Source organism: Noviherbaspirillum sp. FW303-A3, assembly GCF_058788695.1.
On sequence record NZ_JBYTAZ010000001.1, the window covers coordinates 2,896,904 to 2,919,418 of the forward strand.

Genomic DNA, 22,515 nt, shown 5'->3' on the forward strand with positions numbered 1-22,515 from the left:
TGTGCAAACAGCTATAGAGCCATGTTCCCTTGCATCCTGTCAATCCCGCCGGCTCCGCACTTCCAAAGTGGCACCATCAATTAAACCAAAGTGGATCTATTTTATGGAGCCAAAGCGGAAGTACGATGCGTCATCGCATTTACACAAGGCAAATGGGACGATGATGAAGAATTCCGAACTACAGCGCCGCAAAGACGCGGCCACCCCGCGCGGCGTCGGCGTGATGTGCCAGTTCTACGCCGATCGCGCGTCCAACTCCGAAATCTGGGATGTCGAGAACCGCCGCTATATCGATTTCGCCAGCGGCATCGCGGTGCTCAATACCGGCCACCGCCACCCGAAGCTGATCGAAGCGATGCAGAAGCAGCTCGACAAGTTCACGCATACCGCCTACCAGATCGTGCCGTACGCGAGCTACGTCGAGCTGGCGGAACGCATCAATGCCATCACTCCGGGCAGCCATGCGAAGAAGACCGCGTTCTTCTCGACGGGTGCCGAAGCCGTCGAAAACGCGATCAAGATCGCCCGCGCCGCGACCGGACGCACCGGCGTCATCGCCTTCTCCGGCGGCTTCCACGGCCGCACGATGATGGGCATGGCGCTCACCGGCAAGGTCGTGCCGTACAAGGTCGGCTTCGGTCCCTTCCCGGGCGAGGTGTACCACGCGCCGTTCCCGATTCCGGTCCATGGCATCTCCACGCAGGATTCGCTCGATGCGCTGCAGTCGCTGTTCAAGTCCGACATCGACCCGAAGCGCGTCGCCGCGATCATCCTCGAGCCGGTGCAGGGCGAGGGCGGTTTCTACCCGGCTCCGGTGGATTTCATGCGTGCCCTGCGCGCGCTGTGCGACCAGCACGGCATCCTGCTGATCGCCGACGAAGTGCAGACCGGCTTCGCCCGTACCGGCAAGCTGTTCGCGATGGAGCACTACGACGTGCTGCCCGACCTGATGACGATGGCCAAGAGCCTCGCCGGCGGCATGCCGCTATCCGCGGTGTGCGGCCGTGCCGAGATCATGGACGCACCCGCGCCCGGCGGTCTCGGCGGCACCTACGCCGGCAATCCGCTGGCGGTGGCCTCCGCCCACGCGGTGCTCGACGTGATCAAGGAAGAACAACTCGTTGAACGCGCCAACGTCCTCGGCCAGCGCCTGAAGGACAAGCTCAACGACCTGCGCGAAGCCGGCGTGAAAGAGATCGCCGACGTGCGCGGCCTCGGCGCCATGGTCGCGGTCGAGTTCATGAAGCCCGGAACGCGCGAGCCCGATGTGGACTTTACGAAGCGGGTCCAGGCACGTGCGATGGAAAACGGCCTGCTGCTGCTGACCTGCGGCGTGTACGGCAACGTCATCCGCTTCCTGTTCCCGCTGACCATCAGCGACAAGCTGATGGAAGAGGCGCTCGGCATCCTCGCCGACGCGCTGCGAGAGAGCTGACTTTTCAGAACGAGTGGGGAGACAAAACGTGCTGAATGAAGAACATATCCAACGTGACACCCTCGTCGCTTTTCGCGGCGTGAAGAAGACCTACGACGGCGAACATCTCGTCGTCAAGCATCTCGACCTCGACATCGAGCGCGGCGAATTCCTGACGCTGCTCGGTCCCTCGGGGTCGGGGAAGACGACCTGCCTGATGATGCTGGCAGGCTTTGAATTCCCCACGGGCGGCGAGATCCGCCTCGAAGGACAGCTGCTCAACAAGGTGCCGCCGCACAAGCGCAACATCGGCATGGTGTTCCAGAACTATGCGCTGTTCCCGCACATGACGGTGGCGCAGAACGTCGCCTATCCGCTGTCGGTACGCAAGATCGACACCGTGACCCGCGCTGCGAAAGTGAAGCAGGCGCTGGACATGGTGCAGATGGGGAAATTCGCCGACCGCTATCCGGCGCAGCTTTCCGGCGGCCAGCAGCAGCGCATCGCCCTCGCGCGCGCCCTCGTGTTCGAGCCGAAGCTGGTGCTGATGGACGAACCCCTGGGTGCACTCGACAAGCAGTTGCGCGAGCACATGCAGCTCGAACTCAAGGCGCTGCACCAGCGCCTCGGCCTGACCTTCGTCTACGTGACGCACGACCAGAGCGAGGCGCTGACCATGTCGGACCGTGTTGCCGTGTTCGACCAGGGCGTGATCCAGCAGCTGGCCGAAGTCGATGACCTGTACGAGCATCCGCAGAACCAGTTCGTGGCCGGCTTCATCGGCGACAACAACCGGTTCAGCGGCACTGTTGCCGCCATCGACGGCAGCCAGTGTGGCATGCGCCTGCCCGATGGCCGCATCCTGACCGGCCTGAATGTGAGCAGCGCGGGGCCGGGGCAGCAGGTCACTGCCTGCGTGCGTCCGGAACGCATCCGTCTCGTATCGAGCGCCGAGCAGGCCAGGAACACGCTCGCCGCCACCGTCTCCGACCTGATCTATTTCGGCGACCACGTGCGTGTGCGCTGTGCCGTGCCGCAGCAGGACGACTGCTTCGTCAAGCTCGCGCTCAACGATACCGCCTTGCCGTCGCTGCGCACCGGGTCATCGGTGACGCTCGGCATCGAGCCGGACCGTCTTCGCGTCTTCCAGTAGTTTTTTCCACCGTCACAAGAACATTCAAGGAGCCTTCATGAAACTGCACGTCCCCTCCATCCTGCTTGCCGCCCTTGCCACTGCCGGCCTTGCGCAGGCGAACGAACTCACCGTCGTCAACTTCGGTGGCGCCAACAGCAATGCCCAGAAGCTTGCCTATGTCGAACCCTTCCAGAAGTCGAGCGGCAACAAGGTGACGGTGGTCGAATACAACGGCGAAATGGCCAAGGTCAAGGCCATGGTCGAAGCGAAGAAAGTGAGCTGGGACCTGGTGGAAGTCGAATCCGGCGAAGTCGGCCGCGCCTGCGAGGAAGGCTTGCTGGAAAAGATCGACCACGGCAAGTTCGGCAAGAAGGACGACTTCATGCCGGCGGCCTTCCATGAATGCGGTTTCGGCGCCTTCGTGTGGTCCACCGTGCTCGGCTACAACGCCGACAAGCTGAAGACCGCCCCCAAGGGCTGGGCCGATTTCTGGGACGTCAAGAAATTCCCCGGCAAGCGCGGCATGCGCAAGGGCGCGCGCTACAACCTCGAATTCGCATTGATGGCCGACGGCGTGCCGACCAAGGAGGTCTACAACGTCCTGTCCACCAAGGCCGGTGTCGACCGCGCGTTCAAGAAGCTGGACGAGATCAAGCCGCATATCCAGTGGTGGGAAGCCGGCGCGCAGCCGCCGCAATTCCTGGTCGCGGGCGACGTTGCCATGTCCACCGTGTTCAACGGCCGCATCGACGCCGCGCAGCGCGAAGGCAAGAACCTCGCGATCTCGTGGGCGGGCGCGATCTATGACCTCGACTACTGGGTGATCCCGAAGGGCGCGAAGAACAAGGAAGCCGCCGAGAAGTTCATCGCTTTCTCGAGCACGCCGGAAGCGCAGCACAACTACGCCACCAAGATCGCCTACGGCCCGGTCAACAACCTGGCGTTCAAGCGCATGGACTACAAGATGCTCGCGAATCTGCCGACTTCGACCGCGAACGTGAAGGATTCCGTGCAACAGAACCTGAAGTTCTGGACCGACCATGGTGAAGAGCTGGAGCAGCGCTTCACTGCCTGGGCGGCCAAGTAACAGTGTCTCTTAGAGGGTGTTATGAACCAGGGAAGGGGCGCGCAGCCCCGAGAACCGGCCGAATGCAAGGCGCAGCTCCTTGCCGTGGTGGTTCCACGGCAAGGAGCTGCAACACCGCAGGCGGCCGGTTCTCGGGGCTGCCCTCCGGGTTCGGTCGAGAAGGGACGCATTGCGGTGTTGCGGCGCTTGCGCAGGCACCCAGCCTGCGCGGCGCACCGCGCCTAGCACTGCATCCCTTCTCGACCGAACGCGCCCCCTTCCCTGGTTCATAACACCCTCTGGGTCATCCGGCGTTTGGTGCCGCCCTTCGGGGTGGCACCTTTTTCCCTAACAAGAACGAGTGACAGAGACATGACTTCTCCCGCCATCGGGGTTGCCTTCGACACCCTCCCGGCCGAACCTTCCACGGCCCAGCTCAAGCGTGAACTGCGCAGTGCGCAGCTGCGCAAGCGCATGGCTGCGATTGCATTGATCGCACCGCTGATGATTTTCCTGCTGGTCACTTTCGTTGCGCCCATCGTCATCCTGCTCAAGCGTGCGGTGGAGAATCCGGAAGTCGTCACCGTATTGCCGAAGACCGTGCAGGTGCTTGCGGCATGGGACCGGCATGGCATGCCTCCGGACGAGGCATTTGCCGCGCTGGCGGACGACCTCGCGCTGGCAAAGGAACAGAATGTGGCCGGCGTGCTGGCCCGCCGCATCAATGCCGAAATTCCCGGCTCGCGCTCGATCATCATGAAGACCGCGCGCGCCATGCCGCTGCAGGATGCCGAAGGCAAACGGCTGAAGGCGGCCGAGGCACGGCAGGCGCTGGTCGATATCGACGAACACTGGGGGCAGCCGGCATACTGGCAGGCGATCGCCCGCAACGGCTCGAACTATTCGCCGTACTACCTGCTGGCGTCGCTCGACCTGAAACAGGATGCCTTTGGCCGCATCGAGCAGGTCGACGACACGCACTCCGCCTACCGCGCGATCTTTGCACGCACCTTCATGATCAGCCTCGGCGTGACGCTGTGCTGCCTGCTGCTCGGCTATCCGCTTGCCTACTGGCTGTCGACGATGTCCGAGCGCCGCGCCAACCTGTTCATGATCCTCGTGCTGATCCCGTTCTGGACCTCGATCCTGGTGCGCGTGGCCGCATGGATGGTGCTGCTGCAGGCGGAAGGCCTGGTCAACAAGTCGCTGATCGCGACCGGCCTCATCGACGCGCCGCTGGAGCTGCTGTTCAACCGTACCGGCACCTACATTTCGATGACGCACATCCTGCTGCCGTTCATGATCCTGCCGCTGTACAGCGTGATGAAGTCCATCCCGCCGAGCTACCTGCGCGCGGCGGTGTCGCTGGGCAGCCATCCCTTTGCCGCGTTCTGGCGGGTGTATGTGCCGCAGACTTATCCGGGCGTGGGCGCCGGCGCGTTGCTGGTGTTCATCCTCGCGCTGGGCTACTACATCACGCCAGCGCTGCTGGGCGGGACCAACGAGCAGATGGTCAGCTATTACGTGGCATATTTCATCAACGTCACGATCAACTGGGGCATGGCCTGCGCGCTGGGGGCGCTGCTGTTCATCGCGACGCTGCTGCTGTATGGGGTGTACCGGCGTTTCGCCAAGATCGATGTGAGCATGGGGTAAGCGATGAAACATTTCCTTCCTGTCTTTGCACCGTACCAGTCGTTCACCGAACGCGCCTGGTTCTTCATCCTGCGCGGCCTGAACGGGCTGACCCTGCTGTTCCTGGTACTGCCCATCCTGGTGATCGTGCCGCTCTCGTTTTCCGAGAGTTCCTTCCTGTCCTATCCGATGCCCGGCGTGTCGCTGCGCTGGTACCAGAACCTGTTCGAATCGGATGAGTGGATGCGCGCCGCGAAGAACAGCTTCATCGTCGCGCCCGCCGCCACGCTGATCGCCACCGTGCTCGGCACGCTGGCAGCGGTCGGACTGAACAAGGCCGAGTTCCGCGGCAAGGCGCTGGTAATGGCCGTGCTGATCTCGCCCATGGTGGTGCCGGTGGTCGTGGTCGGCGTCGGCGTGTACCTGTTCTTTGCGCAGATCGGCCTGTCGGAAAGCTACACGGGACTGATCCTTGCACATGCCGCCCTCGGCGCACCTTTCGTGGTGACCACGGTGTCGGCGACATTGCAGGGATTCAACCACAACCTCGTGCGCGCCAGCCTCAGCCTCGGCGCCAGCCCGTTGACGACCTTCTTCCGCGTCACGCTGCCGGTGATCGCGCCGGGACTGGTGTCGGGCGCGCTGTTCGCGTTCGCCACCTCGTTCGATGAAGTGGTGATCACGCTGTTCGTCGCCGGCCCGGGACAGTCCACGCTGCCGCGCCAGATGTTCGCCGGCATCCGCGAGAACATCAGCCCGACAATCGCCGCGCTGGCGACTATCCTGATTGTGTTCTCAACTTGCCTGCTGCTCGCGCTGGAATGGCTGCGCGGGCGCAACAAGGCCGCCGCCAAATTCTGAGGAGTAAATCATGCTGAACCTGAAAGATCCTTCCCTGTTCCGCCAGCAAGCCTTCATCGGCGGCCAGTGGTGCGATGCCGACGAGCGCGCAACTTTTCCCGTCACCAATCCCGCCACGGGCGAAACCATCGGCTCCGTGCCGCACATGGGCGCCGCGGAAACGCGCCGCGCGATTGCCGCCGCCAATGAAGCCTGGGCCGGCTGGCGCGCGAAAACCGCCAAGGAACGCAGTGCCATCCTGCGCAAGTGGAACGACCTCATGCTAGCCAACGCGGACGACCTCGCGCTCATCATGACGGTGGAGCAGGGCAAGCCGCTGGCCGAATCCAAAGGCGAGATCGCCTATGCCGCATCCTTCATCGAATGGTTCGCCGAAGAGGCCAAGCGCGTGTCGGGCGACACGCTGCCATCGCCCTGGGCCGACCGGCGCATCGTCGTCACCAAGGAGCCGATCGGTGTCTGCGCCGCCATTACGCCGTGGAACTTTCCTGCCGCCATGATCACGCGGAAGGTGGGCCCGGCTCTGGCGGCAGGATGCCCGATGGTGGTGAAGCCGGCGGAAGGCACGCCGTTCTCCGCGCTCGCAATGGCCGTGCTGGCGGAGCGTGCCGGCGTTCCCGCCGGTGTGTTCTCCGTCGTCACCGGCGACGCGCGCGCCATCGGCGGTGAGATGACCTCGAACCCGACGGTGCGCAAGCTGAGTTTCACCGGCTCCACCGAAGTGGGGCGCCTGCTGATGCAGCAATCCGCTGCCACCGTGAAAAAGCTGTCGCTCGAACTGGGCGGCAACGCACCCTTCATCGTGTTCGACGATGCCGACCTCGACGCGGCCGTGGAAGGCGCGATGGCGTCGAAATACCGCAACGCGGGTCAGACCTGCGTGTGCGCCAACCGCATCTACGTGCAGGACGGCGTGTATGACGCCTTCGCCAACAAACTGGTTGCGGCCGTGCGCAAGCTGAAGATCGGCAACGGCATCGAACCCGGCGTGACGCAGGGACCGCTGATCGACGAGGATGCGGTGAAGAAGGTGGAGCTGCACGTCGCCGACGCAACGGCGAAAGGCGGCCGAGTCCTGACCGGCGGCAAGCGCCATGCACTCGGCCATACCTTCTTCGAGCCGACGGTGATCGCCGGCGTGACGACCGAGATGCGCGTGGCGAAGGAGGAAACCTTCGGGCCGGTCGCACCGCTGTTCCGCTTCAAGACGGATGCCGATGCGATCGCGATGGCCAACGATACCGAGTTCGGCCTGGCCGCCTATTTCTACTCGCGCGACATCGGCCGCATCTGGCGCGTCGCGGAGGCGCTGGAGAGCGGCATGGTCGGCATCAACACCGGATTGATCTCGAACGAGGTGGCGCCCTTCGGCGGCGTCAAGCAGTCCGGCCTCGGGCGCGAAGGATCGAAGTACGGGATGGACGATTACCTGGTGATCAAGTATCTCTGCATGGGCGGCATCTGACTCATTCAGCCAGCACCGTCCTGTTCCTGCCGTTCTTGGCGCGATAGAGCGCCAGGTCGGCATCCTGCAGCAGCGAATCGAAGTCCTGGTGCAGGCCGTGCTTCAGCGAGGCGATGCCGACGCTGACCGTCACCCGGTCCGCGACATGGGATGACTCGTGGGGGATATTTGCTTCCCACACCGCTTCGCGCATCCGCTCGGCCAGGACCTGCGCCTGCTCCGGCGCGGTATTGGGCAGCAGCACCACGAATTCCTCCCCGCCCAGGCGCGCAAGGAGTTCGCCGGCGCGGTTGAACAAAGGCGCGAGTTTTTCGGCGATCGTCTGCAGGCAGCGGTCGCCCTGCGCATGTCCGTAGGTGTCGTTGTAGCGTTTGAATTCGTCGATGTCGCACATCAGCACCGACAGCGACGAGGCGGCGCGCATGGCGCGGCGGAATTCGACATCCTTCATTTCATCGAAATGGCGGCGGTTCGCGAGCCCTGTCAGCGGATCGTGCCGGCTCAGCGAGTGCAGTTCGCGGTTGGCCTTCTGCAGGGCTTGCTGGGTGTCGAGCAGGGTCATCTGCGCCGCCTTGTGATCGAGCATGTTGGCCGACACGCGCGCGGCCAGTTCCACCAGTGTGGCGCTCTCACTGTCCTGCGTGATCGTGCGGCCTACGAGGCAAAGCAGGCCAACCGTGTTGCCTTTCACTTCTACTCCGACCGCGGTATAGGCATCGCAGCCCAACAGCGCGAGCAGGGGATCGTCCGCATTTGCCGCTTTCTCGCCGCACAGCCAGACCCGCGAACGGCGGTCGGCCAGCATGCGCCGCGGCAGGACATCGTCGGCCACGAACATTTCCCGCAGGCCGCTGTCCATGGCGAGCGGCGGCCAGGCGTTGGCGACGCTGAATCCCCGCGCTTCCATGGCATAGGTGTAGAGCAGGCAGCGGCGTGCGCCGAAGTAATCGCCGAACGCCGACAGCCCGTGATCGACCGCTTCGTTCGCATGGCCGGGCGGCAGGTTGATGAAGCGCGTCAGCACGCGAATGATCAGGCCGTGGAATCCGCGCAGGCGTTCCAGCGAGCGGGTGCGTTCGCCCACCATCTCCGACAAGCGGTCGCGATGATTGCGCAGTTCGTCTTCCAGTACGCGCTGGTTATCGATGTACTCCACCAGTTGATGGTTGAGCTGGTTGAAGGAGCCGCACAGCTGGTCGAGTTCGTCCGCATGTCGCCTCTCACGGCGCTGCAGGGTCAGCGCCAGTCCGAGTGCCGTGGGACGCAGCGACGCGACCTGTTTGGCCATGTACGACAGGTGGCGCGTTACAAGACGGGCGATCAGCAAGGCGATCAGCAGGCCGAGCACCAGCCCCTTGAACGCCTCGCCTGCAAGGATGCGCATGGCGCTGATTTCGATGCGGTGCAGGAAGGCAGGACGGTCGACATACAGGTGCAGATGACCGACCACGAGGTCGGGGTTGTACGGGCTGATCAGCGTTTCCCTCCAGGACAGCGGATCGACCGGGTCATGTTCGGTGGCGTGGTCGCGGAACATGGTGGCGTTGCGCTTGTGGGTATGGACGTTTTTTCCTATTGTCGTCGTCAGCACCGCATGGCCGACCATCGGGAAACTGGCCAGCCCGTCCATCTGCAGACGCACCGCGGCCATGTCCAGGTCCCACAGGCTGTTGGCGAGGCTCTTGCGATAGCTGGCGGCGGCGAACCGCAACTGGTCGATGGCATCCCTGCGCTCTTCCTGGTAGTCGATCGCGATCAGGATGGCCGTCATGGCCACCGTGACGAGCGTGCTGTAGAACAGTGCCCACATGACCACGCGGCGGCTCAACGGGCGGAAAGGCTTGACGACGGGCGAAACAGGTTTGGTCATTTCAGTGCAGGCAGCAGGCTGAACTGGTAGCTGCGCAGTTGCGGGTTCAGGTGCTTGGAAAATTGCCGGAAGTCGATGCTGCTGAAATCCTCGTCGCCGAAGCGGGCCAGGAAACGCTGGGCGCGCTCTTCATCCATCAAGACGAACAGCGGCAGGACGATATCGGTGCCTTCGCGTGCGAAGTCCTTGCCGTGGTGGTAGTCGTACAGCATGACAAGACCCCATGCCGCCGTGGTGAAGTGGCCGCCGGCGAGCGCGGAAATACGGCCTTGCATGCGCGCCTGCAGCACCGGCGGGGAATTGTTGATGGCCGAGACCAGCAGGTCGGCGCCGGGCTTGCGTCCCGCCGCCTCCGCGGCATCGATGGCGCCGAAGGCCATCAGGTCGCTGGCGGCCCAGAAGGCGTTGAGCTTCGGATAGCGCAGCAGCAGCGCCGCCGCCTGCTCATTGGCGCGCGCACGATCCCAGTTGCCGTAGACCACCTGCTCCAGCACCACGGAAGGATGGGCGGCGAAGACATCGACTGCGCCCTGCAGCCTGAGCGTGCCGGTCGGCGTCGCCTTGTCGCCGGCGATGGCGGCGATGTGTATCTTGCCGTCGTCGGCAATGGCGTGCAGCTGGAGCGCCTGCCGTACCAGCTCCTCGGCGGTGAGCCTGCCGGCTTCGGTTGCGTTGGGGGTGAGCGAGCCCAGCCAGTGGCGGAAGTGCTGGCGCGGCTTGCCGTATTCGGACTGCTGCGACTCGACTATCCCGCTGTAGACGATCAGCGACTTGATGCCCGCATGATCGGCGAGCTTGAGCATTTCGCCGGCCGCCAGTTTTTCATTCACCAGCATCAGGTAATCGGGTTTCTTCGCGCGGGAGGCGACCTCGCGCGCGAGTTCGATCATTTCCAGGTGGTCGCGTTCCGCATACAGCACCTCGAACCTGATGCCGAGCTGCTGCGCGGCCGGTTGCGCGAAGCGCGTGGCACTGCGCCAGAACGGCTCGTCCGAGCGTCCCGGATTGATGAAGACGACATTGATAGCGGCAGCCCACACGGCAGGACCTGCCAGGCTCAGCACGACCCCCAAGCCTGCGGCGATCCATCGGCGCATGGCTCCTCCTTGTCAGACACGACCGCAAGTCTGGTCACGCTGCCCGTACGGAGCAGCGACTTCTTGTTATGGATTGCGGATTGGAAATATCACTATAGCGCCGGGCCGACCGGAGCTGAAGCTTTTTTCCGGTTGCTTCGCTTCGCGCAGCGATTTCCTTGATGTGGATGCGGGATTTTCATCATGCGCGGGTGGCGTCGGCATCGGCGATAATGGCGGATTCGTGAAAGGTTTTGCCATGTCATCCAAGTTTGCTCCCCTCCAGAACGACACCTTCCTGCGCGCGCTGCTGCGCCAGCCGACCGAGTACACGCCGATGTGGCTGATGCGCCAGGCCGGCCGCTACCTGCCGGAATACTGCGCCACCCGCAAGCGCGCCGGCTCCTTCCTCGGCCTGGCCAAGAACCCGGACTACGCCACCGAAGTCACGCTGCAGCCGCTGGACCGTTACGCGCTGGACGCAGCCATCCTGTTCTCCGACATCCTGACCGTACCCGATGCGATGGGCCTGGGCCTGTATTTCGCCGAAGGCGAGGGCCCCAAGTTCGAGCGTCCGCTGCAGGATGAGAAAGCCGTGCTGGCGCTCAAGGCACCGGAACTCTCCGAGCTGCAATACGTGTTCGATGCCGTGACCCAGATCCGCACCGAACTGAACGGCCGCGTGCCGCTCATCGGTTTCTCCGGCAGCCCGTGGACCTTGGCCTGCTACATGGTCGAAGGCGGCGGCTCGGACGACTTCCGCAAGGTCAAGGCGATGCTGTACAACCGCCCGGACCTGATGCACCACATCCTCAAGACCAATGCGGCGGCGGTCGCGTCCTACCTGAACGCGCAGATCGACGCCGGCGCGCAGGCCGTGATGATCTTCGACACCTGGGGCGGGGCGCTGGCCGACGGCGTGTACCAGCGCTTCTCGCTGGCCTACATGCGCGACGTGGTGTCGCAGCTCAAGCGCGAACACGACGGCGCGAAGATCCCGGCCATCGTGTTCACCAAGGGCGGCGGCCTGTGGCTGGAAGAGATCGCCGACATCGGCGCCGATGCGGTGGGCCTGGACTGGACGGTCAACCTGGGCCAGGCGCGCGAGCGCGTGGGCCACAAGGTGGCGCTGCAAGGCAACCTGGACCCGAACGTGCTGTTCGCCGGTCCGGAGCAGATCCGCGACGAAGTGGCGCGCCTGCTGGATTCGTACGGCAAGCCGGCGGCCGGGCATGGACATGTGTTCAACCTCGGCCACGGCATCTCGCAATTCACCCCGCCGGAATCGGTGTCGGTGCTGGTCGAGGCCGTGCACGAGATGAGCCGGGCGTTGTGCCAGGACAATTGAACTGGCCATTGCATGCTGCAATCGCCAGCGATTCGGCGTAGAAAGAAACTATCACCAATGGACACATTCGGACAGGGCGGCTTCGTCTTATTCACATTGGCGGCTATGGTGCAAAGCAGCATAAAAATTTATTCTGATTAATTTTTCCGGCTCACATCGTAATTGCAAGTGGTTGATTTTAAAGGGTTAATTTTTTGCTTTTCAATTTAGCATTTTGTCGGAACCCGCATAAAATCGGGCTCTGCGGGCTGTCAATAGGGGCTTGTCCACAAAGTTATCCACAGACTTTGTGGATAGCGGAAAAATCGCTTATGAAACGGATATTTAGGTCGATTCTTCAACAATCACATTAAGTATTGCTGGAATTGCAAACCGGAATCGGTTCTTGATCCAGGATAAGCGAATGGCAAAAACAGTTTTCCGTTTCCAATTTTGCAATGGAAAAAAGAGTCGTTTTGTCAAGCGTTGTAGGAAAAAATCGGGCAGAAATTGTAGGGGCGCGCCGGACTTACTCACACAAACTAATTGCCGCCATGCTTGTATCCTCCAATGCGATTTCGTGGAAAGAAATATTTTTTGTCGCCAAGTTGACATTTTAAGTGATTGATTTTAAAGGATATTTTTTCTGCTTTTCAAATGGGCAATTTGTTGGAACCCGCATGAATTCTGGGCTTTCCGCCTGTCAAGAGGGAGTTGCCCACAAAGTTATCCACAGACTCTGTGGGTTTCTCAAAAAGTCTTTATGAATCGTGGCTTTAGCCCTTTTCTTCAAGCATTACATTAACAACAGCTGACAGGATGCCAATGTGCATCCGTCCCCGCACCGAGATCCCGTGACCCCGCTTTACCTGAAGATCGCACTCGATACGCCGCTCGATACCTGCTTCGATTACCGCTGGAGCGGCGACCCGGATGCCGCCGTTCCGGTGGCGGGACAGCTTGCGCTCGTCCCCTTCGGCCGGCGCGAGGTGGTCGGCCTCATCGTCGGCGTGAGCCAGTCCACCGAGGTCCCGGCGGACAAGCTCAAGGATGTGCTGGCCGTGCGTTCGCAGCTTGCGCCGCTGCCGGCGGAATGGCTCGCCCTGTGCGAATTCGCCGCCGACTATTACCAGCGGCCGCTGGGAGAAGTCGCCGTGCCCGGCCTGCCGAAGAACCTGCGGGCGGAAAATCCGGTTTCCCTCGAGCGCGCCCTGAAGAAAATCGCGAAGCTCGACCTGTCGCACGATCCCGCGCCCGCCGGCGCCCCCGCGCTCAATCCCGCCCAGCAGCAGGCGGCCGATGCCATCGCGCAGGTCGAAGGATTCGCGCCGACGCTGCTGTACGGCGTCACCGGCAGCGGCAAGACCGAGGTCTACCTGCAGGCGGCCGCGCAAGTCCTGGCGCAGCATCCCGATGCGCAGATCCTGATCCTGGTCCCGGAAATCAATCTCACGCCCCAGCTCGAAACCAACGTGCGGGCGCGCTTCCCCGGCGTGCGCATGGCCACCCTGCACAGCGGCCTCGCCGAGGGCGAACGCCTCGTGAACTGGCTGTCCGCCCACTTCGGCCATGCGCGCATCATCCTCGGCACGCGGCTCGCCATCCTCGCATCGCTGCCGCGCCTGCGGATGATCATCATCGACGAAGAGCACGATCCTTCCTACAAGCAGCAGGAAGGCTTGCGCTATTCCGCGCGCGACCTCGCCGTATGGCGCGCGCGCCAGTTGCAGATTCCGATCGTGCTCGGCTCCGCGACCCCCTCGCTGGAAACCTGGCAGCACGTGCAGTCGCGCCGCTACCGCAAGCTCGAACTGCGCGAGCGCGCGTCGAAGGACGCGGTCCTGCCAAAGGTCAGGCTGGTCGACATGGAACGCGACAAGCCGGGCGAAGGCCTGACCTCCTCGCTGGTCAGCGCGGTCAAGCGCCGGCTGGACTGCGGCGAGCAATCGCTGCTCTTCCTCAACCGCCGCGGCTACGCCCCCGTGCTCGCCTGCGACGCCTGCGGCTGGATCGGCAACTGCCCGCGCTGCACCGCCTTCATGGTGCTGCACAAACCGGAGCACCGGCTGCGCTGCCATCATTGCAGCCTCGAACTGCGCATTCCCAAATCCTGTCCCACCTGCGGCAACGTCGACCTCCAGCCGCTCGGGCGCGGCACGCAGCGCATCGAAGAAGGGCTGCAGAATGTCTTTCCGCAGGCGCGCATCCTGCGCATCGATGCCGACTCCACGCGCCTCAAGGGCAGCGCGCAGGCCGCCTTCGAGAGCGTGCACCGGGGCGAGGTCGACATCCTCATCGGCACGCAGATGGTCGCCAAGGGACACGACTTCCGCAACCTCACGCTGGTCGGCGTGCTCAATCCCGACACCGCGCTGTTCTCGCATGATTACCGCGCCAGCGAGCGCCTGTTCGCGCAACTGATGCAGGTCGCGGGACGCGCGGGCAGGGCAGGGCAGCGGGAGGGCGGCAATGCCAGCGAGGTGCTGATCCAGACGCGCTACCCGACGCATCCCTTGTACGGGGCAGTGATGGCACACGACTACGACCGTTTTGCCGGCGACCTGCTGGAAGAGCGCAAACAGGCCGGCGTTCCGCCCTTCATGTACCAGGCGCTGATGCGTGCCGAGGCGCGCGAGCTGGACACCGCGATCGCCTTCCTCAAGCACGCCGCGCAATGTGTCGAACACCAGGGCATCACCATCAATGACCCGATCCCGATGACCATGACGCGCGTGGCCAACGTCGAGCGCGCGCAACTGCTGGTCGAGTCGCCCTCGCGCCCGGCGCTGCAGGCCTTCCTCAAAGTATGGATGGAGACGCTGCGGGCGACGAAGACGCGGGCGAAATGGTCATTGGAAGTGGACCCCGTGGATATCTGAATGCACAACGAACGCCTTCGCCAGCAACAAGTGAGCCGCATGCGCCTGCAGATAGAGCGCGACAGCTATCCGCGCCTGCAGATGTCCTTTCTCGTCTTGCTGACCGGCGGCGCGGGATTTCTTGCCTCGTTCTCGCTGCTGGAGGCCGGCGTGGACGCGATGTCGATGCGCTATCCGGTGGCTGTCGGCATCGCCTATCTCGTTTTTCTCTTCCTGCTCTGGCTGTGGCTGCGTACGAGCGCACGCGACTATGCGGACGGACTCGATCCCTCGTTCCTTCCCATGCCGCGGCGCTCGTCAGCAGGGGCCAGGGAAGAGCCATTTGTTGGAAAGGGCGGCGAGGCCGACGGAGGTGGCGCAAGCGGGAACTTCGACCTGCCGGACGACGGGAGCCTTTCTGTGTCCGACGCGGCGGACCCGGTTGGCGAGGCGCTGGGATCGGCCGCACAGGCGGACGAGTTTGCCATTCCCCTGGTTGCCATTGTCCTGGTCGCCGCGATCGCCTTGTCCTCCCTGTTCGTCATCTACTCCGCACCGCTGCTCTTTGCGGAACTGCTCATAGACGGCGCGCTGGCCGCCAGCCTGTATCGCCGTCTGCGCGGCATCGATGCGCGGCACTGGCTGGAAACCGCCTTGCGCCGTACCGCCCTCCCGTTCCTCGTCACGGCCTGCTTCGTCGCCGCTGCCGGATGGGGCTTGCAAACAGTCGCACCGGATGCAAACTCCATTGGCAAGGTGCTCTCGCGCTAAGTCAGTCACTTGGCAACCAGATCGAAATAGAAGTTGTTGAAAAGGTGACGTAAGCTGAGTAGTTAATTGTATTTGTGACAACTGCATGATATTGTTTGCGGCCTTGATTTGTTTCAAAAAAGGCAATCATGCACCCCTCTCCCAGCGCCGACCGGCTGACCTCACTCTTATCCGACGCTCTGGCCTTTGCGCAGTCCGACCGCCTGTTCACGCTGTCGTTTGCGCCCGGTTCCGGCATCGACGAAGGCACGCTGCTGCCGCAGGAGCTGTCCGGCGATGAAGCTGTTTCCGAAGGCTTCACCTACTCCCTGACTTGCCTGTCTTCCGATGCCCACCTCGAACTGAAGCAGTTCATCGGCTTGCCGGTGCAGGTTTCACTGCTGACGGATAGCGGCGAGGAGCGTGCATTGTGCGGTTTGGTCACCCGCGCCGAATTCGGCGGCTCCGACGGCGGCTTCACCCGTTATGTGCTCACCCTGCAGGATCCCTTCGCGGTGCTGTCCCGCCGCGTCAACAGCCGCGTGTTCCAGGACCTGTCGGTGCGCGAGTTTGTCGATGTGCTGCTGCAGGAACACCGCCAGAACAATCCTGTCCTGGCGTCCTGTTTCGATCTCGACGACCGCTGCATGGGAGAGCATCCCGCCCAGTCCTGGGTTACCCAGTACAACGAATCCGACACCGCGTTCATTTGCCGCTGGCTCGCGCAGGAGGGGATTTCCTGGTACTTCGAGCATGGCGATGCGGGTTTGCCGGGAGAACACCCGAAACTGACGCTGGTGCTGTTCGACGATGTATCGGTGCTGGAACCGGCTTCTGCAGACAAGATCCGCTTCCACCGCGACGACGGCACCGAGTCGGAAGACAGCATCACCGCATGGCAGGGGGTACGGACTTTACAACCCGGCGGCACCGAACGCGCCAGCTACGATTACAAGTCCGTCGTCACCAGCACCCAGCAGGATGGCGCCGGCATCGACCAGGGAGAGCACGGCGAGAAACTGGCCAGCACGCTGGAAGACGTGCGCTACGAACCGCACCACAGCGCCAACGACGACGACGATTACGCGCGCTACGGCAAGCTGCGCATCGGCGCGCATGAATTCGCCAGCAAGTCCTTCAACGGCAGCGGCAGCCACCGTGAACTGGCCGTCGGTCGATTTTTCGAACTGGCCGACCACCCGGTGCACGACCAGGATGCGCCGGAAGACCGGCAGTTCACGGTGCTGCGCACCCGCCTGTTCGCCCGCAACAACCTGCTGCAGGAGGACAAGGGTGGTGAACCGGTGTTCCGCACCGACTTCGACGCCACTCGTCGTCACATCCCCATCATTCCCGCGTTCAGCACCACCGAACATGCGAAGCCGGTCGCACCAACACTCTTGACCGCCATCGTCGTCGGCCCGCCCGGCGAAGAGATCCACGTCAACGAGTACGGCTGCATCAAGATAAGAATGCCGTTCACCCGCAGCCTGGACCACGCATTTGCCGAAGGCGCGGGCGCAAGCGGCACCGACCGCGATTCCCTCTGGATCAGAGTGGCGCAATCCTGGACCGGCAGCCACTATGGGCAAGTGTGGATTCCACGCATCGGCGACGAAGTACTGATCCAGTTCATCAACGGCGACATCGACCGGCCGATCGTGATCGGCTCGGTCTACAACAGCACGCACCGTCCGGCGGCCTTTACCGATGCCGGCAATCTCCCCGGCAACAAGGCGCTGTCCGGCATCAAGAGCAAGATGTATAAGGGGCGGGGGCTCAACGAAGTGGTCTGGGACGACAGCACGAACGAGCAGCGCATCCGGGTCGCGACGGATCATGGCAAGACCGCACTCAATCAAGGCTACCTCGTCCACCCGCGAAGGGATGGAAAAGGTGAACCGCGGGGCGAGGGATTCGAACTGAGGACCGACCAGTACGGTGCGCTGCGTGCAGGTCGAGGCATGCTCATCAGCACCGATGCCAGGAACAATGAAAGCAGCACGCATCTGGACAGCAAGGAACTGACCAACCAGCTCACGAGCAACCTGGAACTATCCAAGACCTTGTCGGATGCGGCGAAGGACCACAACGCCGATCCGCTGGAAGCGAATGCGGAAGCGGAACGACTGATCAAGGCCGCCAGCAAGACGTACACACAGCAAGGCGGCACAGGACAGAAGGCGGATGTGCCGGGCTATGAAGAACCGATCCTCGCCTTCTCCAGCCCGGCAGGCATCATCAATGCGACGCCGAAGAGCCATGAAATCGCCGCCGGCGAGCACATCCACTTCTCCAGCCAGCAGGACACCAACATCGCGGTCGGCAACAAGCTGTCGATGGCCATCAAGGAAGCCTGGAGCGTGTTCGTCGCCAAGTCCGGCATCAAGCTCTTCGCCGGCAAGGGCAAGGTGCAGATCCAGGCACAGGACGATGAGATCGAGGCGATTGCGAAGAAGGATATCAAGGTTACTTCAGTTGACGGCCATATCGAAATCACTGCACCGAAAACCATCCGCCTTACTGCAGGCGGATGTCAGATCGAGGTTGGTAACGGCCAGATTACGTTGAAGGCACCAGGGCCAGTCAACATTCATGGCAGTGTAAAGAATTTGACCGGACCTGCCGGAGTAACACCACGGTTACCGGAATTACCGACGTCACCACCAGAGAAATCAAGCTTACGCTGGCAAGCAATTTCACCCGACACCGGCAAGCCGCTTGCTGCAATGCGATATCAGGTAATCAGTGAAAACAAAATCATAAGCGAGGGAGAAACAGGCTCGGATGGAAGAACAGATCGACTTTTCAGCGAAACATGGAGCATGCCGATGAAAGTTCTTCTTGGCTCCGGCAGCTGGTCAACTCATAGTGCGGAACCCACTCTGTTTAACAAGAAAGAGCACGAGCAAAATGAACTCGAAGACATCGACAAAAACGAGTGAAGAAATTCTTGACCAAGACGACAATCAGTCCCAAGACGCGGAATTATTTGCCGCGTTCATAGATGCAATTGGACGCCCAATTGCCGACCTCAAGATCAAAATCGAATCCGGAAGCGACGTACTTGAATTGCAAACGGATCAAAACGGAACCATCCCCGTCATTAGTCTTGGTGAAGGCAAAGCTAAAGGCAAGATTTGCGCATTACTCCCGACAGGAAACGAAGAGCCGGTTCTAAAATTTGAACTTTCACTTGGGATGAACAGCTATGTGTGCCAAAGCCCATATTTGCTAATACCAGGTAAGACGTTTGGTCATAACGGCACACCTACCCCTCAAGTCAAGAGCGATAAGAAAGAATCCCCCGGCGATACCGAGGACAAACGAAGCAAGGCAGGAAATCCCGTCAAGCAATGTACTGGTCAGGATTGTCCCAATACAGATAACTTGCGCCTATGTCCGAACCAGCAATACAAGGAATATATCCTGGCAGCCGCCAAGCACGGCAATATGATTCCGCAAGGAGTAGCGGTACTTATCAATACCGAAGCAGGGCGAATTGCTTACGAGTACGAGAAGCCCGTACTGGACAAGAAGGGCAAGCCAGTACCCGGGAAAGACGGGCAACCCAAAAGCAGGAAAGTCAAAGTCTCGACAAATGAATGGCTACCGACCTCGACCAATCCGAGATCAACCGCACGCGGGCTAACGCAATTCCTCGTTGGCTCATGGAGAGGCCAGGCCCTACTTAAGGGAAGTTACCTCAATACCGAAGCAATTAATCGCGGATACGTAGTTGAGGAAGTCAAGAAAATTAATAAGCCGGGCAAGAAAAAAGGAACCGTCGAAGAAGTTGAAACCAAAAAGCTGGTAATCAAAAATGACGCAAAGCTTCTTGCCATGCGCGATGATCCAAAAACGGCAATCATCGTCTCAGTCGACTATGGGCTGCAAAACTTCAGGATACTTGAAAGAAACAAATTCAAGCTATCGGGCATCAATGATTCAGAGAAGGCGAAGCTGTTTTACTTAATGCATCACTTGGGAGATGGGGACGGCGTCAAATTCATAAATAATGAGATTAGTGAATCAAAGGCCAAAAGAATTTTCGTGGATCAGATCGGTGCAGAAGCGGCAGAAAAAAAAGCGGAAGCAGAACAAAATCAAAGTTATATGCTCGCTCACCGCCGATGGTTGATTGAATTCATCGATCGCAACATCGTGCCAAGAAGCTTTGCTTGTGACGCTGAGAAAATTGCAACTGCCCGTCCGATGTTTAAATTAGTCGTCGACATAGGCGGAAGTCATCCGGAGAACTTTTCCGTTTAAGCGCAGAAGGATATCGATAATGTTGAATGCACATCGCACATCGGCTCATTTGAAAGCATATGTTTTTGTACTTTCTCTCTTGTGCTGTAGCGCACTATATGCCGCAGTGCCGGAAATGACATGTACCGTTAAGTCTGGAGGGCTAGCCAACCATTTGGAACTAAAGGTAGCCGAGGGCGATCTGGTCAGTTTTAGTTATACGGCCGTCACACACATCAATAACGGCGGGCCGAATCCCTCGTGCAGTATCGACGCCTCAAAACTTGAGAACAAGAGAGGTCAAAAAGACTCGATCTGGAATAAGACTACATTCGGATACGTCGTCAAGTTAGTCAATTCCGCGAATGTAGACGACCAAGTGGCCATAAAAAGAACAAAGGCAGGATATACGTTTGACTTCAAGGAAGTCAGCCCATTGAATTGCGGGCATTCAAGTGGCATCGCGGAGAAAATCACAATTACACACGACAGTACGAAATGCATCGTCCATAAACTGAGAAATTAGAGGACTACAGCAAATCGCTAAAGAATCCAAGTCCTACAAATGATCTGGTTGCCAAGTGATCCACTAGCGCCCTCTTCACCATGTTCTACCGCCTGCTTGCCGATACTGTCCTGGTCCTGCACTTCGCCTTCGTCGCATTTGCGTTGCTCGGCGGACTGCTTGTCCTGCATCGGCCGCGCGTCGCCTGGCTGCACCTGCCTGCGCTCTTGTGGGGTATCGCCGTGCAATGGGCGGACTGGATCTGCCCGCTGACGCCGCTCGAAAACCACCTCCGCCTGCTCGGAGGCGAAGCGGGCTACGCAGGCGGCTTCATCGAGCATTACCTGATGCTGCTGCTCTATCCCGGCAACCTCACTCTGGAGCTGCGCTATATCCTTGGCGCGGTGCTGCTCATTGTCAACGTCGCGGTCTATGCATGGTTGATCTTTCGCAAGCGCGCATAACTTGCTTACATCCCGCTGCAGGAACCTACGTTCCGATACAAATCCTGTGTTGAAGCGGACGTGCCCGCCGCGCTACGCTTCCGGCATGACAACCAGCCCGGGAGAACGCGACATGCAGTCCAGCGACAACCAGCAGCGCCGCATCATCCTCGCCATGCTCATGCTGGCGGCAGCCAGCCCCTCCGGATTTGCGCAGACATTGCGCGAGCGGATCGCGAACCGGCGCGGGGACGAGCTTGACGATGCCGATAATGACACCATGGCGGGCAACGAAATCGGGCCGGACGTGCAGGTCATCCGCGACGTGGCATACGGCCGCGACAACGACCAGCGATTCGACGTCTACCTTCCGCGCCGGAGTGTGCAGAACGCGCCGGTGATCTTCATGGCGCACGGCGGCGGCTGGTATCGCGGCGACAAGGCGATGCGCTCCGTGGTCGCCAACAAGATGGCGCACTGGGTATCGAAGGGCTATGTCTTCATCTCGACCAATTACCGTATGCTGCCGCAGGCGACGCCTGTCGAGCAGGCCGAGGATATTGCGCGCGCCCTCATCGCCGCGCAGCGCAATGCGGCCACCTGGGGCGGCGATCCGTCGAAGTTCATCCTGATGGGGCATTCAGCCGGGGCGCATCTTGTGGCACTGGTCTCGGCTGCGCCGGAGCGTGCGCTACGCCAGGGCGCGACGCCGTGGCTCGGCGCCATCCTGCTCGACAGCGCCTCGCTGGACGTGGTGCAGACCATGGAAGGGCCGCACCTGCCGTTGCACGACCGCGCCTTCGGCAGCGATCCGGCGTACTGGCGGCGTGCATCGCCTTATCACCACCTCACCGCAGGCGCGCCCCCGATGCTTGCCGTCGCGTCCACCGAACGCAAGAGCGCCGTGCCGCAGGCCCGCCATTTCGCCGGGAAGGCGGTATCACTGGGCGTCCGCGTGCAGGTTCTGGAACAGGCGCTGACGCATCGCGAGATCAACGAGCAGCTGGGTTTGCGCGGCGCTTACACGGCCGCAGTCGATGGCTACATAGCGTCGTTGTTCAAATAGCCGCTGGTGGATTCTTTGATAAAGGTGCAGGCACCATACCGGGTGCCGCAACGTGGCGATAACTGGCACGCTTTAGAACGTCCAGTTGATTGGTGGGTTAGCTCTGCTAAGCGGTGAGCCATTTTTATCGTTAAAGTATGCCCCAAACCTTTAACTCAATGCCTATAGCATCAATGTATAGGAAACAGTCCCCCTTATTTAGCAGTACTGCTTCGTGCGCCAAGTCATTTCGCGCATCGCGTCCTCGCGCAATCAAGTCATAGTCCTGCCATGGAAGATGCAGTTTCGATGCCTCCATCTTCGCCCCAAGCATCCAAGATCCACAAACAAAAACGCCCTCGTCTTTTAACGCAGTCAATACCTGATCTAGCACCGAATATGCGAGAACGAATGGAAGATTCCAGAAGCCTTCTGGTGCAAGACTTCCCGCGTCGACAAAGCAATAACCAGGAATCATGGTTACAACACGGTCGTGCGCCTTTAGTTTTTCAACACCAGCCCAGTTCTCGCGAACTGCGGTCAATGAAATGGGATCAGTGATCATAAATGCTAACTTTCTAGTTAATCAGGCAACGGCTGTCTGATTAACCCGGCTCGCTCTCCGTATAACCTGGAATCGGAATCCATCGTAAACCGTTACACCGTGGTGTCTTAACGATGTGCTGCATAAAAACACAGCAATAATTAACCGTGAAATACGCCACCAAGTTTATACCCGTGTTCCCGTTGTTCAAATAACACCCTGAAGACTTTCCCCGTCCGTGGGAGAATAGGTCGCTCAACCTAAAAAAGA

Annotated in this window: 16 protein-coding genes; 13 read left to right on the forward strand and 3 right to left on the reverse strand. The window is 60.9% G+C overall.

Going from position 1 to position 22,515, the window contains the following annotated elements; translation table 11 throughout:
• The first annotated feature begins 163 nt into the window (after window positions 1-163).
• The 6 genes from AC3WOY_RS14035 to gabD all read left to right on the forward strand — a co-directional run bounded on the left by AC3WOY_RS14035 (window position 164) and on the right by gabD (window position 7,576).
• Window positions 164-1,435, forward strand: a complete 1,272-nt coding sequence (locus AC3WOY_RS14035; RefSeq protein WP_492429305.1) for a 4-aminobutyrate--2-oxoglutarate transaminase — start codon at window positions 164-166, stop codon at window positions 1,433-1,435.
• 28 nt (window positions 1,436-1,463) lie between these two features.
• Window positions 1,464-2,567, forward strand: coding sequence for an ABC transporter ATP-binding protein (locus AC3WOY_RS14040; protein ID WP_492424766.1), 1,104 nt, complete (start codon window positions 1,464-1,466; stop codon window positions 2,565-2,567).
• Between the two features lie 37 nt (window positions 2,568-2,604).
• Window positions 2,605-3,636 (forward strand): ABC transporter substrate-binding protein, encoded by a 1,032-nt coding sequence (locus AC3WOY_RS14045; protein ID WP_492424768.1) that lies wholly within the window; start codon window positions 2,605-2,607, stop codon window positions 3,634-3,636.
• Window positions 3,637-3,987: 351 nt separating this feature from the next.
• Window positions 3,988-5,271 (forward strand): ABC transporter permease, encoded by a 1,284-nt coding sequence (locus AC3WOY_RS14050; protein ID WP_492424770.1) that lies wholly within the window; start codon window positions 3,988-3,990, stop codon window positions 5,269-5,271.
• 3 nt (window positions 5,272-5,274) lie between these two features.
• Entirely contained in the window at window positions 5,275-6,111 is an 837-nt protein-coding gene (locus AC3WOY_RS14055; RefSeq protein WP_492424772.1) for an ABC transporter permease, read from the forward strand.
• Window positions 6,112-6,121: 10 nt separating this feature from the next.
• A complete protein-coding gene (gene gabD / locus AC3WOY_RS14060; RefSeq protein ID WP_492424774.1) occupies window positions 6,122-7,576 on the forward strand; it encodes an NADP-dependent succinate-semialdehyde dehydrogenase in 1,455 nt (484 codons plus the stop codon).
• Between the two features lies 1 nt (window position 7,577).
• Here gabD and AC3WOY_RS14065 read toward each other — a convergent pair whose 3' ends face one another.
• Window positions 7,578-9,446, reverse strand: coding sequence for a GGDEF domain-containing protein (locus tag AC3WOY_RS14065; RefSeq protein WP_492424776.1), 1,869 nt, complete (start codon window positions 9,444-9,446; stop codon window positions 7,578-7,580).
• Entirely contained in the window at window positions 9,443-10,543 is a 1,101-nt protein-coding gene (locus tag AC3WOY_RS14070) for an ABC transporter substrate-binding protein (RefSeq protein WP_492424778.1), read from the reverse strand. Before AC3WOY_RS14070 ends, AC3WOY_RS14065 begins: the two co-directional genes overlap by 4 nt.
• 238 nt (window positions 10,544-10,781) lie before the next feature.
• Here AC3WOY_RS14070 and hemE point away from each other — a divergent pair, with 238 nt between their 5' ends.
• From hemE to AC3WOY_RS14105, 7 genes are all read left to right on the forward strand, one after another.
• Window positions 10,782-11,870, forward strand: a complete 1,089-nt coding sequence (gene hemE / locus AC3WOY_RS14075) for a uroporphyrinogen decarboxylase (RefSeq protein WP_492424780.1) — start codon at window positions 10,782-10,784, stop codon at window positions 11,868-11,870.
• 833 nt (window positions 11,871-12,703) lie between these two features.
• On the forward strand, window positions 12,704-14,728 hold the full coding sequence (locus tag AC3WOY_RS14080) for a primosomal protein N' (RefSeq protein ID WP_492424782.1): 2,025 nt from the start codon (window positions 12,704-12,706) through the stop codon (window positions 14,726-14,728).
• Entirely contained in the window at window positions 14,729-15,478 is a 750-nt protein-coding gene (locus AC3WOY_RS14085; RefSeq protein WP_492424784.1) for a hypothetical protein, read from the forward strand. It abuts the gene before it with no gap.
• Between the two features lie 128 nt (window positions 15,479-15,606).
• Complete coding sequence (locus AC3WOY_RS14090) at window positions 15,607-18,402, forward strand: type VI secretion system Vgr family protein (RefSeq protein WP_492424786.1); 2,796 nt, start codon at window positions 15,607-15,609, stop codon at window positions 18,400-18,402.
• Complete coding sequence (locus AC3WOY_RS14095) at window positions 18,371-19,729, forward strand: hypothetical protein (protein ID WP_492424788.1); 1,359 nt, start codon at window positions 18,371-18,373, stop codon at window positions 19,727-19,729. Before AC3WOY_RS14090 ends, AC3WOY_RS14095 begins: the two co-directional genes overlap by 32 nt.
• A 585-nt stretch (window positions 19,730-20,314) precedes the next feature.
• On the forward strand, window positions 20,315-20,677 hold the full coding sequence (locus AC3WOY_RS14100; protein ID WP_492424790.1) for a DUF2784 domain-containing protein: 363 nt from the start codon (window positions 20,315-20,317) through the stop codon (window positions 20,675-20,677).
• 85 nt (window positions 20,678-20,762) lie between these two features.
• Window positions 20,763-21,722, forward strand: coding sequence for an alpha/beta hydrolase (locus AC3WOY_RS14105; protein WP_492424792.1), 960 nt, complete (start codon window positions 20,763-20,765; stop codon window positions 21,720-21,722).
• A gap of 130 nt (window positions 21,723-21,852) precedes the next feature.
• Here AC3WOY_RS14105 and AC3WOY_RS14110 read toward each other — a convergent pair whose 3' ends face one another.
• Window positions 21,853-22,266, reverse strand: a complete 414-nt coding sequence (locus tag AC3WOY_RS14110; RefSeq protein ID WP_492424794.1) for a hypothetical protein — start codon at window positions 22,264-22,266, stop codon at window positions 21,853-21,855.
• Window positions 22,267-22,515: the final 249 nt, after the last annotated feature.